Origin of the sequence: Faecalibacterium gallinarum, assembly GCF_022180365.1 — a bacterium.
Lineage (GTDB): Bacteria > Bacillota > Clostridia > Oscillospirales > Ruminococcaceae > Faecalibacterium > Faecalibacterium gallinarum.
This window is the reverse complement of sequence record NZ_BQKV01000022.1, coordinates 56365-69667: the sequence shown is the minus strand read 5'-3', so window position 1 is coordinate 69667 and position 13303 is coordinate 56365. Positions and strand designations below refer to the sequence as shown.

The following is a 13303-nucleotide window of genomic DNA, read 5'->3' as shown; positions in this document are numbered from 1 at the left end:
ATTCCCTGGCTGCGAAGTTCCAGGATCTCTTTCTCGTGTTCCTGAATGTGGCTGTATTTTCTGGGCATAGCAAAGACCTCCTGTAGTAGTTTTATTCTACCACAGGAGGCCTTCTTTTTTCACTGTCTACTTTTACTGGAGCGGTTCAGGCCGCTGGGTCAAGGGAGGCTGTTTTGTATATTCAGACGTTTTCTGCCCGGTTTTTGTCCAGGGCTGCGAACTGTTTGAGGATGGCGGGGTCTTTCAGTTTGATGACCTTGCCGGTGAGATAGTGGAGGGTGTTCTCGGGCGGGATCTCCAAAAAGCTGATCCGCACCGCGCAGAGAGCCTGGGTTTTGGCCCCGGCCCGCTGGTTCATCTTCCGGTTGCCGTACTTGATGTCCCCCAGCACCGGCCGCCCCAGATAGGCCAGATGGGCCCGGATCTGGTGGGTCCGCCCGGTGATCAGCCCAATTTTGCACAGGGCATAGGGCCCGGCGGTTTCCAGCACATCCACGTCGGTGATGATCTCTTTCCGGCGGCCCGCCTGGTCGGGGTGGGCGTGGATGCTCACCTTGTTGGCCTTTTCGTCGTGTTCCCACCAGGCGGTGAACCGGCCGCTTTTGGGCACCCCCACCGTGATGGTGTAATATTCCTTCTTGAGCCGGTCGGTGCGGATGATCTCGTTCATATCCCGCAGGGCGGCGTAGTTCTTGGCCGCGATCACCAGCCCCTCGGTGCCCCGGTCCAGCCGGTTGCAGCAGCTGGGGGCAAAACGGTTTTCGCCATGGGGGTCGTACTCCCCCTTCTGGGTCAGATACTGGGCGAAGGCGTCCACCAGATTGGCGTCCCCGGTGCGGTCGCTGTGGCAGAGCAGGTGGGCGGGTTTATACAGGACGGCGATGTTCTCGTCCTCGTAGATTACCGTCACCTTGGGCTGGGCCGGCGGGGCCTTTTTGGGCTTCTGGGGGGCGGCGGCCTTTTCGGGGGGGAAGAACTCGTCGTTGATGTACAGCTCGATCAAATCCCCGGCGGCCAGCCGGTCCTCGGGGGCGGCCCGCTTGCCGTTCACTTTGATCCGCTTGTTGCGGAAACTCTTGTATAACAGGCTGGTGGGCAGACCGGTGGTCACGCTCTGGACAAACCGGGACAGCCGCACCCCCGCATCGTTTTCGGTGGCAGTAAATTGTTTCATAGCTCAGGTTCCGTTCTCTTGAATGGTGGTGTGGTCAGATCGGACCCATAATAATATACTTTTCCGGCCAAGTCAACCGCCCGCCGGGCAAAAAAATGCCGGGAACGCTTGTAATTTTTGTTCCGGCAAAGTACTATTAAATGGAACACGAAAACCCTGCAAAAGGAGCCGCAGCTGGGCCGCCAGCTGCTTTTGGGAGAACCAGATGGCCGAGAAAAAACAAATTCACAGCGGGCATCGCCAGCGGATGCACGACCGGGTGCGGGACTACGGCTTTGACAGCCTGGCCGAGCACGAGGCGCTGGAATATTTGCTCTATTTTACCAACGCCCGCAAGAACACCAACCCCATCGCCCACGCCCTGATCGAGCGGTTCGGCAGTTTTGCCGGGGTGCTGGAGGCCAGCGAAGAAGAGCTGTGTGCCGTCGAGGGGGTGGGCCCCGCCACCGCCCGGCTGATTCATCTTCTGCCCTCGTTCAGCCGGTATTACCGCCGCAGCTGCGCCAAGGAGAGACGCCGCCTGACCACCAGCGAACAGATCGGGGAGTACCTGATGGCCCAGTTCCACGGCAAACGCCAGGAAGAGGTGTTGCTGGTGGCCCTGGACGACCAGGGGCGGATTGGCCGCACCGCCTGGGTGGGTTCGGGTGGCGCCGACCGGGTGGGTCTGCCCGTCAAGAAAGTGGTCGCCGAGGCGGTGCGGATGGGGGCCAGCGGGGTGGTTCTCAGCCACAACCACCCCGGGGGCAATGTCCTGCCCTCCCGGGAGGATCTGGCCGCCACTGAGGAGATTGTCCGGGGCCTGGCGATGGTGGAGATCCAGCTGCTGGATCATGTGATCGTCACCGAGACCGAATACTGCTCCCTTCGGCAGGAAAACCGGATGCCCCTCTACGATGTCCACAGCGGCCAGGTGCTGCTGGCCTCCCGCTCGCCCCGCCGCACCCAAAAATAACCCCAAACAGGGGATAATCGGGCCTTTGCCGTTTACATTATAAACGGAACGTGATATAATCAAAGCATATGGTACAACTATTTGTGGTAAATAAACCATCTTTTTACGAGGTAGTTCCAGAATGGCAGAACAACAATTCAAGCTGGTGTCCGCCTATGCCCCCACCGGCGACCAGCCCGAGGCCATCGCCCAGCTGGTGCAGGGGGTGCAGCAGGGGGACCGGTGCCAGACCCTTTTGGGTGTTACCGGCAGCGGCAAGACCTTCACCATGGCCAACGTCATCGCCCAGTGCAACCGCCCCACCCTGGTGCTGGCCCATAATAAAACCCTGGCCGCTCAGTTGTGCACCGAGTTCCGGGCGTTTTTCCCCGAGAACGCGGTGGAGTATTTCGTCTCCTACTACGACTACTACCAGCCCGAGGCCTATATCCCCAGCACCGACACCTATATCGAGAAGGACAGCGCCATCAACGACGAGATCGACCGTCTGCGCCACTCGGCCACGGCGGCCCTGTCCGAACGGCGGGACGTGATCATTGTGGCGTCGGTCTCCTGCATCTACTCCCTGGGCGACCCCATCGACTACCGGAGCATGGTCATCAGCCTGCGCCCGGGCATGGAGCTACCCCGGGATGAACTCTGCCGCCGGCTGGTAAACCTGCAATACGAGCGGAACGACGTGAACTTTGTCCGAAACAAGTTCCGGGTCCATGGGGACATTGTAGATATTTACCCCGCCTATATGAGCGAGCTTGCCATCCGGGTGGAGTTCTTCGGGGACGAGGTGGAGAGGATCACCGAGTTCAACCCCCTCACCGGCGCCAAGAAAAACGTGGTCAAACATGTAGCCCTCTTCCCGGCCAGCCACTATATCGTCAGCGCCGAGAAAAAGGCCGCCGCCCTGGAGAAGATCCGGGCCGAGTGCGACGAGCAGGTGAAAAAGTTCACCGCCGAGGGCAAACTGATCGAGGCCCAGCGGATCGCCCAGCGGACCAACTACGACATCGAGATGCTCAACGAGGTGGGGGTCTGCAAAGGGATCGAAAACTATTCCGCCGTCCTTTCGGGCCGGGCCCCGGGGAGTATGCCCACCACCTTGCTGGACTATTTCCCGGAGGATTTCCTCCTCTTTATCGACGAGAGCCATGTGACCCTGCCTCAGGTGCGGGCCATGTACGGCGGCGACTACGCCCGGAAGAAAACCCTGGTGGAATACGGGTTCCGGCTGCCCTCGGCCTTTGATAACCGCCCCCTCAAGTTCGAGGAGGTGGAGTCCAAGCTCAATCAGATCGTCTTTGTCTCGGCCACCCCCGGCGAGTACGAGCGCCAGCACTCCACCCGGATCGCCCAGCAGGTGATCCGCCCCACCGGCCTGTTGGATCCCTTGATCCAGGTGCGCCCGGTGGAGGGCCAGGTGGTGGACCTCTTGGGCGAGATCCGCACCCGCACCGCCCGGGGCGAGCGGGTTCTGGTGACCACCCTGACCAAAAAGATGGCCGAGGACCTGACCGACTACCTCACCGAACAGAAGGTGAAGGTCAAATATATGCACCACGAGGTGGATACCTTCGAGCGGATGGAGCTGATCAAGGACCTGCGTCTCGGCAACATCGACGTGATCGTGGGCATCAACCTTTTGCGTGAGGGCCTGGACCTGCCCGAGGTGAGCCTGGTGGCCATCCTGGACGCGGACAAAGAGGGCTTCCTCCGCAGTGAGACCAGCTTGATCCAGACCATCGGCCGGGCCGCGCGGAACGCCGATGGTATGGTCATCATGTACGCCGACGTGGTCACCGACAGCATGGAGCGGGCCATCACCGAGACCGAGCGCCGCCGCAGCATCCAGATGGCCTACAACGAGGCCCACGGCATTGTCCCCAAGACCATTGTCAAGGAGATTCGGGACTCCATCGAAATCAGCGACAAGGCCGAAAACGCCAAGCTCAACACCCGCCGGATGGGCAAGATGGAGCGGGAAGCGGCCATCGAGCGGCTGACCCGGGAGATGAAAGAGGCGGCCAAGCTCTTGGAGTTCGAGCACGCGGCCTTCCTGCGGGATCAGATCGACCGGCTGCGCCGGGGCGAAAACCCCACGAGCGATTCCCAGGCCGAGACCGAGCGTCGGGCCAACCACGCACAGACACAGAGAAGAGGGAGAAAATACGGTGGCAAACGATAAAATCGTCATTAAGGGTGCCCGGGAGCACAACCTGAAAAACGTCAGCCTGACCCTGCCGCGGGACAAGCTGATCGTCATGACCGGCCTGTCCGGCAGCGGCAAATCCAGCCTGGCCTTCGACACCATCTACGCCGACGGCCAGCGCCGGTATGTGGAGAGCCTTTCCAGCTACGCCCGGATGTTCCTGGGCCGGATGGACAAGCCCGACGTGGACGAGATCACCGGCCTTTCGCCGGCCATCTCCATCGACCAGAAAACCACCAGCCACAACCCCCGTTCTACGGTGGGCACTGTGACCGAGATCTACGATTATCTCCGCCTGCTCTACGCCCGGGTGGGCGTGCCCCACTGCCCGGTCTGTGGGCGGGTCATCACCCAGCAGAGCGTGGACGAGATGGTGGACGCCGTCCTCAAGCTGGAAGAGGGGACCAAGTTCCAGATCCTGGCCCCGGTGGTCCGCCAGCGCAAGGGCACCCAGCAAAAAGAGCTGGACGCCGCCCGGCGGGCCGGTTACGCCCGGGTCAAGATTGACGGCAATCTCTACGACCTGGACGAGGAGATCACCCTGGAAAAGAACATCAAGCACACGGTGGAGATCGTAGTGGACCGTCTGGTCCTCCGCAAAGGGGTGCGCAGCCGGCTGGCTGACAGCCTGGAAACCGCCCTGGCCCTGGCGGACGGCATCGCCGAAGTGGACGTGATCGGCGGCGAGTGCATGACCTTCAGCCAGAATTTCGCCTGCCCGGAGCACGGGGTTTCCATCGGGGAGCTGACCCCCCGGCTCTTCTCTTTCAACAATCCCCAGGGCGCCTGTGAAAAATGTACCGGCCTCGGCATCTTTATGCGGGTGGACCCGGACCGGATCATCCCCAACCGGACCCTCTCCATCCGCCAAGGGGCCATCAAGGCCAGCGGCTGGTACTACGCCGAGGGCAGCGTCAGCGAGATGTATTTCGAGGGCCTGGGCAAAAAGTACGGCTTCACCCTGGACACCCCCATCAAGGATATGAGCACCGAGGCGTTGAACGCCCTGCTCTACGGCACCAACGGCGAAAAGTTCGAGATGCACCGGACCAACGAGTTCGGCAGCGGGCAGTATTTCAACGACTTCGAGGGCATTGTGGGCAACCTGGAACGCCGGTTCCGGGAGACAAACAGCGAGTGGATCAAGGAGGAGATCGCCGGGGTCATGTCCAGCGTGGACTGCCCCGACTGCCACGGCCAGCGGCTCAAACCCATTGTGCTGGCGGTGACGGTGGGGGGCCTGAACATCAGCCAGTTCTGCGAGATGTCCATCCGCCAGGAGCTGGAGTTCATCCACCAGAACGAGGACAAGCTCACCGAGCGGGAGCGCCAGATCGGCGGCCAGATCATGAAAGAGATCCGCAGCCGGCTGGAGTTCTTGCAGAGCGTGGGCCTGGATTATCTGACCCTGGCCCGGTCGGCGGGAACTCTCTCGGGCGGCGAGAGCCAGCGGATCCGGCTCACCACCCAGATCGGCAGCGCCCTCTCCGGGGTGCTCTATGTGCTGGACGAGCCCTCCATCGGCCTGCATCAGCGGGACAACAACAAGCTGATCGACACCCTCAAACACCTGCGGGACCTGGGCAACACGGTGATCGTGGTGGAGCACGACGAGGACACCATGCGGGCAGCGGATTATATCGTGGACGTGGGCCCCGGCGCGGGCGTCCACGGCGGCGAGATCGTGGCCACCGGCAGCGTCAAGAACATCTGCCGCGCCAAGCGGAGCATCACCGGCGACTACCTCTCGGGCCGCAAGCGGATCGCCGTACCTGCCACCCGCCGCCCCGGCAATGGCCAGGTCCTCCGGGTGGTGAACGCCCGGGAGAATAACCTCCAGAACATCACGGTGGATTTCCCCCTCGGGGAGTTCATCTGCGTCACCGGTATCTCGGGCAGCGGCAAATCCAGCCTGGTGAACGAGATTCTGTATAAAACCCTGGCGGGAGAGCTGAACGGCGCCCGAAGCCGCCCCGGCAAGAGCGATGGGGTGGAGGGGCTGGAATATGTGGACAAGGTCATCGGCATCGACCAGCAGCCCATCGGCCGGACCCCTCGCTCCAACCCCGCCACCTACACCGGGGTGTTCAACGACATCCGGTCGGTCTTCGCCGAGACCCAGGACGCCAAGATGCGGGGCTATGGGCCAGGGCGGTTCAGCTTCAACGTTAAGGGCGGCCGGTGCGAGGCCTGCGAGGGCAACGGCATTTTGCAGATCGAGATGCACTTCTTGCCCGATGTCTACGTCCCCTGCGAGGTCTGCAAGGGGGCGCGGTATAACCGGGAGACCCTGGAGGTCAAGTACAAGGAAAAAACCATCTCGGACGTGCTGAACATGACGGTGGAGGAGGCCTGTACCTTCTTTGCCAATCAGCCCAAGATCTACCGCAAGCTTCAGACTCTGTTGGACGTGGGCCTCGGATATGTGACCCTGGGGCAGAGCGCCACCACCCTTTCGGGCGGCGAAGCCCAGCGGGTCAAGCTGGCAAACGAGCTGGCCCGGCGCTCCACCGGCAAGACGGTGTATATCCTGGACGAGCCCACCACCGGCCTGCACATTGCGGACGTCCACCGGCTGATCGAGGTGCTGCAAAAGCTGGTGGATGCGGGCAACACGGTGATCGTCATCGAGCACAACCTGGACCTCATCAAGTGTGCCGACCATATCATCGACCTGGGCCCCGAGGGGGGCAGCGCGGGCGGTTTGATTGTGGCCACCGGCACCCCCGAGCAGGTGGCGGCGGTGCCCGAAAGCTTTACCGGCCAGTACCTGAAACCCCTTTTGGAGCGGGACAAACAGCGGGCCGAACCCGCGCCGGAAGAAGAATAAAAAAAGTTTTAATTCCGGCCCAAAAAACAGTTGACAAATTCGCCCAAAAAGCGTATAATACCCCATGTCGCCACGAGAAACACTCCGGCGGCATGAGATATCCGGGTGTAGCGCAGTTTTGGTAGCGCGCTTGAATGGGGTTCAAGAGGCCGTGAGTTCGATTCTCGCCACTCGGACCAAGACGACAGGTTCTTTCGAGAACCTGTCGTTTTTGCTTTGTTCGGGCCGGCGCCGCCCCAAAAACTTTTGGCACATGATCCAGTCTCTTCACGGGCTGGATTTGCTGCATAAATTTCAAATCACGGGGGAGTATAATATGTCTCTTCTCAAACAGTTTACCCGAATCCTGCTGGTTTCGTTTCTGGGCGAGGTTTTGCATTTTTTGCTGCCGCTGCCTGTTCCGGCCAGCGTATACGGCTTGATTCTGATGCTGATTTTCCTCTGCACCGGGCTGATCCAGGTGGAGCAGGTACGGCAGGCCGCCGGTTTTTTGATCGAGATCATGCCGGTAATGTTTATCCCGGCGTCGGTGGGGCTGACGGAGGCGTGGCCTAGCCTGAAACCGGTGCTGGGGCCGGTGGCGGCCACCACCCTGCTGACCACTGTGCTGGTGATGACGGTCACCGGCGTGGTGACCCAGTTTGTGATCCGCCGGAAAAAGGAGGGACAGTGATGAGAGGTTTTTGGGGCGATTCTTTGTTTTATGGCGCGGGGGTCAGCCTGCTGGCCTATGAAGTGGGGCTGCTGCTGCGGCGGAAATTCCAGCTGGCGGTGCTGAACCCGCTGCTCATTGCGGCGGCCTGTGTGATCGGGATCAACGCCCTTTTGGGGGTGGATTACCCGGGCTATAACGCGGGCGGCCAGTATCTGTCCTACCTGCTCACCCCGGCCACCGTCTGCCTGGCGGTGCCTCTGTACGAGCAGCTGTCCCTGCTGCGGAAAAACCTGGCGGCGGTCCTCTGCGGTCTGGCGGCGGGGGTGCTGGCCAGCATGGTGGGGGTGCTGGGCTGCGCGCTGGCCTTTGGGCTGGACCATCAGCTGTATGTCACCCTGCTGCCCAAATCCATTACCACCGCCATCGGGATGGGGGTTTCGGACGAGCTGGGCGGCATTGTGACCATTACGGTGGCCTCAATTGTGGTAACCGGCATCCTGGGCAGCGTCATCGCCGAGGGTGTGTTCGCCCTGTTCCGGATTCAGGAGCCGGTGGCCCGGGGCCTGGCGCTGGGGAACGCTTCCCACGCCATCGGGACCGCCAAGGCCATGGAGATGGGCCAGGTGGAGGGCGCCATGAGCAGCCTGGCGGTGGCCGTGGCCGGCCTGGTCACGGTGGTGACCGCCTCGGCCTTTGCGCAGTTCCTGTAATTCGTCCCGCCGGCTTTGACCGCGAAAAAATTTTGCAGTCATCTTTCGTTGTCTTTCTCCCCGGTTTTTGGGAGGGGGAAACTATAAAATGAATGGCCGTCCCAGAGGGTTCCCTCCGGGGCGGCCATTTTGTTTGCTGGTGTTGATTTTTTTAGAGAACCTGTTCCGAGATCAGGGCGCAGATTTGCAGCAGATCGGACCCGGAAGAGAATTCGAACCGCACCCGGCCCACGCTGCTGAACCAGAGTTCCAGCTCGCCATCCAGGTCGAACATCCCGGCAGTCTCCACCGAGTAGCTCTGGATCTTTTTATAGGGCAGGGAAGTGTAATCCACCTTTTTCCCGGTGATGCCCTGGACGTTGATGGCAATGACCCGCTTGTTGGTAAAGACGACCCCGTCCCGAACCGTCTTGAACCCGGCGACAATCTCCTCACCGGGAATCAGCAGGGGATTCAGAGCGGCGGAAAAAGAGCTCGGGTCCACGGCACGCAGTTTGAGGAATTCAGAGTTTTCAAAGTCAATCATGGGGGTGACCTCCTATTCTAGCGTTAGGCCCATTATAGCACCCCAAAGGGCGGCTGTCCATGGTCGGGATTTTGGCCCCCTGGAAATAAAAACACCGCCAGGGCGGGCCCCGGCGGCGTTTTGGTGATTCAGTTGTTTGGGCGAGTGGCGCCCCGGCGCTTAGTAGAGCTTTGCGCCTGCGGGGATGTTGTCGTCCAGCATCAAGAGATTCAGGCCCTCGTGGCCGTCGTTCTCGTAGACGGCGGAGATCAGCATGCCCTCGGAGTCGATGCCCATCATCTTGCGGGCGGGCAGGTTGGTGATGGCCACGCAGGTCTTGCCGATCAGCTGCTCGGGCTCATAGTACTCGTGGATGCCGCTCAGGATGGTGCGCTTGCGGTCGGTGCCGTCGTTCAGGGTGAACTTCAGCAGCTTCTTGGACTTGGGTACTGCGGTGCAGTCCTCGATCTTTACCACACGGAAATCGGACTTTGCGAAGGTCTCGAAGTCCACAAACTCCTCGAACAGGGGCTCCACCTTGATCTTGGACAGATCCAGGGCGGGGGCCTTTACCGGCTCAGAAGCAGCCGGGGCGGCGGCCTCGGCCTTGGGTTCCTCGGCGGGTTTGGGGGCGTCCAGGGGCTTCATGGTGGGGAAGAGCAGCACGTCCCGGATAGAAGCCGAGTCGGTCAGCAGCATCACCAGACGGTCCACGCCGAAGCCCAGGCCGCCCGTGGGGGGCAGGCCGTACTCCAGGGCGGTGACGTAGTCGTAGTCCACCTGGGCCTTGCAGTTGGGTTCCAGAGCCTTCCGCTCGGCCACCTGGCGCTCGAACCGGCCCTTCTGGTCGATGGGGTCATTCAGCTCGCTGAAGGCATTGCCGTACTCGGTGCAGTCGATGAAGTACTCAAACCGCTCGGTGAAAGCGGGGTCGTTCGGCTTGCGCTTGGCCAGGGGGCTGATCTCCACCGGGTAATCGTAGATGAAGGTGGGCTGAATCAGCTTGTCCTCAACGAAAGCATCGAAGAACTCGGCCAGGATGGCGCCCTTGGTGGGAACCTCGGGCAGCTCCACGTTGTGGGCCTTGGCGGCGGCGATGGCGTCGGCGTCCGACTGCCAGTCGTAGTAATCCACGCCGGAATACTTCTTGACGGCCTCGATCATGGTCAGCCGCTCCCAGTGGCCCATGTCGATCTGCTTGCCCTGGTAGGGGATCACCAGGCTGCCGCAGATCTTGAGGGCCAGCCGCTTATACAGCTCCTCCACCAGGTCCATCATGCCGTGGAAGTCGGTGAACGCCTGGTACAGCTCGATGGAGGTGAACTCGGGGTTATGCTTGGGGTCCATGCCCTCGTTGCGGAAGATGCGGCCCACCTCGTAGACGCGGTCCATGCCGCCCACCACCAGCCGCTTGAGGTACAGCTCGGTCTCGATGCGGAGCACCATGTCCATATCCAGGGTGTTGTGGTGGGTGATGAAGGGACGGGCCGAAGCGCCGATCTCAAAGGGGGTCAGGATGGGGGTGTCCACTTCCAAAAAGCCCTTCTCGTCCAGGTAGGCGCGGATCTCTTTCAGGATCTGGCTGCGCTTGACGAAGGTGTCCTTGACCTCGGGGTTGGCGATCAGGTCCACATACCGCTGGCGGTAGCGGGTCTCGGTGTCGGTCAGGCCGTGGAACTTCTCGGGCAGGGGGCGCAGGCTCTTGGCCAGCAGGGTGATCTCCAGGGCACGGACGCTCAGCTCGCCGGTCTTGGTGCGGAACACCTCGCCCTTGACGCCGATCACATCGCCCACGTCCAGTTTCTTGAAGGCGGCGTAAGGCTCCTCGCCCAGCTCATCCCGGCGGACGTAGAGCTGGATATCGCCCTTATCGTCCCGCAGATGGGCAAAGCTGGCTTTGCCCATGACCCGCTTGGACATCATGCGGCCTGCCAGGCAGACGGTCTTGCCGGCGTCGGCCTCGTTGGGCAGCTCGGCAAACTCAGCCTTCAGGTCGGCAGAATAGGCGTCCTGGGGGTACTTGGTCAGGACAAAGGGGTCCTGGCCGGCGGCCTGCAGGTCGGCCAGCTTCTGGCGGCGGACCTGCACCTGCTCGCTCTCGCTGGGGCCGGCGGCAGGGTTATTCTTCTTTTCTTCCATTGGTGTCCTCCCTCGGATCAGTTCTTGCTGTGGGTGATGGACAGGACCTTGTAGACCACGGTGTGGCCGGAGGGCAGCAGGACATCGGCCTCCTCGCCGACAGCCTTGCCCAGCAGAGCGTGGCCCACGGGGCTCTCGTCGCTGATCTTGCCGCTCAGGGGGTCAGCCTCGGTGCGGCCCACGATGTCGTACTCCTCGGGGTCCTCGTCCTCCAGCTGGATGGTGACGTGGGTGCCCACCGAGACGCTGTCCACGCTCAGCTCGCTCTCGTCGATGACCCGGGCGTTCTTGACCATCTGCTCCAGCTCGGTGATGCGGTTCTCGACCAGACCCTGGGTGTTTTTCGCCTCGTCGTACTCGCTGTTCTCAGACAGGTCGCCGTGGCTGCGGGCCTCTTTGATCTCCTCGGCCAGTTCCTTGCGGCGGACGGTCTTGAGGTATTCCAGTTCTTCCTGCACGGCCTTGAGGCCGGCGGCAGACATTACGATTTCTTGTGCCATAGGTCTGAATCTCTCCTTAAAAATTATCAATTCACTTGCAGCCCGGCGGGCCGCATACGAATGCCATTTTGACCTATCCATTATAATAGCAAGCCGGGGGGTTGTCAACCGAAACAGGGCGATACACAATTGATAATTACAAATGGGGTTTACAGAATCTGCGGCTGCTGCGGCGCGGGGTCGTCCTTTTCCAATCAATTACAGCGCGAACAAAAAAGCGCCCGCTTTTCAGCAGGGCGCTTGGGGATTACAGGGAGTGTTCAGAGATTACAGGGTAACATTGACGTTGGTATGGGTGCAGGTATCCTTGTCATAGACTTCATTGCCCGCAATCGCATCGGCGTATTGTCTGCTGCCTTCGGCGATGATGGTGCTATCACTGACCTTGCAGTTTTGGATTGTTTTATAAGAATTATACCCCGCGATGCCTCCCGCGAAAGCAGAAGAGCTGGAGGTACGGGCTTTGATGACACAATCGGAAACTGCACAGACTACATTGCTGTCACCGCTGATGGTACCGTCATTAAATCCCGCGATGCCGCCAGCACGGGCATACAAATCAACGGCCTCAGCGGTAATGCTGCCGCCGGTAAGTGTGCAGCTTATGATCTGGCCGTCATCATCGTTAACTCCTGCAATGCCGCCAGCACGGGCTTGGGAGCCGGGTTGAGTGGTTTCAGCGAAAATACTGCCGGTACCACTCAAAGTTACGTGACAATCCTCGATAATCCCGGAATTGTACCACGCGATACCACCCGCAGCGGCATCTCTTCCTGTGTGAGTAACCTTCCCCCGAATCTCGAGATTTAGGTTTTTCAGTGTGACCTCTGCCTCGATTCTAGTAAAGAGTCCACCTTCAATGGTGACATTTTCGGGGATCACAATCCTTACGCCGCCGCAGTCCAGGGTGCCGCCTTGGATGCCAGCGTCTGCCAAAATTACTGTCGTTAAGTTGCCGGGCTTATACTTTGACGTCAGGACAATGGGTCTCGTACTGTTGTTCTCAATGGCGTCCTGAATGGCGGTTACAAGTTCGTCAGGAGTTGTTATCGGGGCAGGCTCCGAGGGTTCGTCGCCGCCCTGATTGCCAATCTGTTCCACCGTCAAATGAATGGCCAGGAAATAGCCGCTGCCAGAGCGGACAGCACTAACCCGGGCGGAGTATTGGTCCTCCTTAGGCAGGCCCTGCAAAACCAACTGCCACTGAACAGCGGCCCGCATGGCGGCGATATTGATATCGCTGTCCGAAACAAAGACCACGTTCACGGCCTGCTGTCCAGGGGTGGCGATTTCCAGAGCCGGAATGGAGAAATCTACCTGGTAAGGGGCTAGGTTCAGCTCCTTGGCCAGCGCGGCCTGAACATCCTCGGCATTGGCTCCGCCCTCTTGGATGGCAGTTTTCAACGCCCGGTCAAAGTCGGAATCCGTATCTACCTGGACGTTTTCCAGCTCGTCTTTCAGCAGACGGAACAGGACGTTCGAACGAATGTTTCCACTGCAGCCTGTTAACAGGCTGAGCACCAGCACCGCCGAGATAGACAGCGCCAGCCAACGTTTTAGATGCTTCATTGAGACCTCCTTTTTTTCTGGACTAAGACTGCGCCGGGGACGGCCCCCGGCTGATGGGGAAGG

Annotated in this window: 10 protein-coding genes and 1 tRNA gene; 6 read left to right on the top strand and 5 right to left on the bottom strand. The window is 60.6% G+C overall.

Annotated elements, in window-relative coordinates; genetic code table 11:
* Positions 1-181: 181 nt before the first annotated feature.
* A complete protein-coding gene (locus JCM17207_RS03275; protein WP_238316234.1) occupies positions 182-1174 on the bottom strand; it encodes an RluA family pseudouridine synthase in 993 nt (330 codons plus the stop codon).
* Positions 1175-1379: 205 nt separating this feature from the next.
* On the opposite strand from JCM17207_RS03275, the gene JCM17207_RS03270 reads away from it, so the two are divergent.
* From JCM17207_RS03270 to JCM17207_RS03245, 6 genes are all read left to right on the top strand, one after another.
* Positions 1380-2129: a JAB domain-containing protein gene (locus JCM17207_RS03270; protein WP_238316233.1), complete on the top strand. Its 750-nt coding sequence runs from the start codon at positions 1380-1382 to the stop codon at positions 2127-2129.
* A 121-nt stretch (positions 2130-2250) separates the two neighbouring features.
* Complete coding sequence (gene uvrB, locus JCM17207_RS03265) at positions 2251-4308, top strand: excinuclease ABC subunit UvrB (RefSeq protein WP_238316232.1); 2058 nt, start codon at positions 2251-2253, stop codon at positions 4306-4308.
* On the top strand, positions 4295-7162 hold the full coding sequence (gene uvrA / locus JCM17207_RS03260; RefSeq protein ID WP_238316231.1) for an excinuclease ABC subunit UvrA: 2868 nt from the start codon (positions 4295-4297) through the stop codon (positions 7160-7162). The genes uvrB and uvrA overlap by 14 nt, the downstream gene beginning before the upstream one ends.
* Before the next feature lie 101 nt (positions 7163-7263).
* Positions 7264-7341: transfer RNA gene (locus JCM17207_RS03255), tRNA-Pro, on the top strand.
* A 137-nt stretch (positions 7342-7478) separates the two neighbouring features.
* A complete protein-coding gene (locus tag JCM17207_RS03250; protein ID WP_238316230.1) occupies positions 7479-7835 on the top strand; it encodes a CidA/LrgA family protein in 357 nt (118 codons plus the stop codon).
* A complete protein-coding gene (locus JCM17207_RS03245) occupies positions 7835-8527 on the top strand; it encodes an LrgB family protein (RefSeq protein ID WP_238316229.1) in 693 nt (230 codons plus the stop codon). Before JCM17207_RS03250 ends, JCM17207_RS03245 begins: the two co-directional genes overlap by 1 nt.
* A gap of 151 nt (positions 8528-8678) precedes the next feature.
* On the opposite strand, the gene JCM17207_RS03240 is transcribed toward JCM17207_RS03245, so the two are convergent.
* The 4 genes from JCM17207_RS03240 to JCM17207_RS03225 form a co-directional block, all read right to left on the bottom strand.
* Positions 8679-9053 carry a PH domain-containing protein gene (locus JCM17207_RS03240; protein ID WP_238316228.1) on the bottom strand — a complete coding sequence of 125 codons (375 nt, stop codon included), beginning with the start codon at positions 9051-9053 and terminating at the stop codon, positions 8679-8681.
* A 159-nt stretch (positions 9054-9212) separates the two neighbouring features.
* Positions 9213-11171 carry a lysine--tRNA ligase gene (lysS, locus tag JCM17207_RS03235; RefSeq protein WP_238316227.1) on the bottom strand — a complete coding sequence of 653 codons (1959 nt, stop codon included), beginning with the start codon at positions 11169-11171 and terminating at the stop codon, positions 9213-9215.
* Between the two features lie 17 nt (positions 11172-11188).
* The gene (gene greA, locus JCM17207_RS03230; RefSeq protein ID WP_238316226.1) at positions 11189-11671 is read right to left on the bottom strand and encodes a transcription elongation factor GreA; all 483 of its coding nucleotides are present in this window, start codon (positions 11669-11671) and stop codon (positions 11189-11191) included.
* 267 nt (positions 11672-11938) lie between these two features.
* Positions 11939-13240: a hypothetical protein gene (locus tag JCM17207_RS03225; protein WP_238316225.1), complete on the bottom strand. Its 1302-nt coding sequence runs from the start codon at positions 13238-13240 to the stop codon at positions 11939-11941.
* Positions 13241-13303: the final 63 nt, after the last annotated feature.

Coding starts and splice junctions, on each gene's coding strand:
- JCM17207_RS03270 (WP_238316233.1), top strand. CDS start 1,380: ATGGCCGAGAAAAAACAAATTCACAGCGGGCATCGCCAGCGGATGCAC.
- JCM17207_RS03225 (WP_238316225.1), bottom strand. CDS start 13,240: ATGAAGCATCTAAAACGTTGGCTGGCGCTGTCTATCTCGGCGGTGCTG.
- uvrB (WP_238316232.1), top strand. CDS start 2,251: ATGGCAGAACAACAATTCAAGCTGGTGTCCGCCTATGCCCCCACCGGC.
- greA (WP_238316226.1), bottom strand. CDS start 11,671: ATGGCACAAGAAATCGTAATGTCTGCCGCCGGCCTCAAGGCCGTGCAG.
- JCM17207_RS03245 (WP_238316229.1), top strand. CDS start 7,835: ATGAGAGGTTTTTGGGGCGATTCTTTGTTTTATGGCGCGGGGGTCAGC.
- lysS (WP_238316227.1), bottom strand. CDS start 11,171: ATGGAAGAAAAGAAGAATAACCCTGCCGCCGGCCCCAGCGAGAGCGAG.
- JCM17207_RS03275 (WP_238316234.1), bottom strand. CDS start 1,174: ATGAAACAATTTACTGCCACCGAAAACGATGCGGGGGTGCGGCTGTCC.
- JCM17207_RS03250 (WP_238316230.1), top strand. CDS start 7,479: ATGTCTCTTCTCAAACAGTTTACCCGAATCCTGCTGGTTTCGTTTCTG.
- JCM17207_RS03240 (WP_238316228.1), bottom strand. CDS start 9,053: ATGATTGACTTTGAAAACTCTGAATTCCTCAAACTGCGTGCCGTGGAC.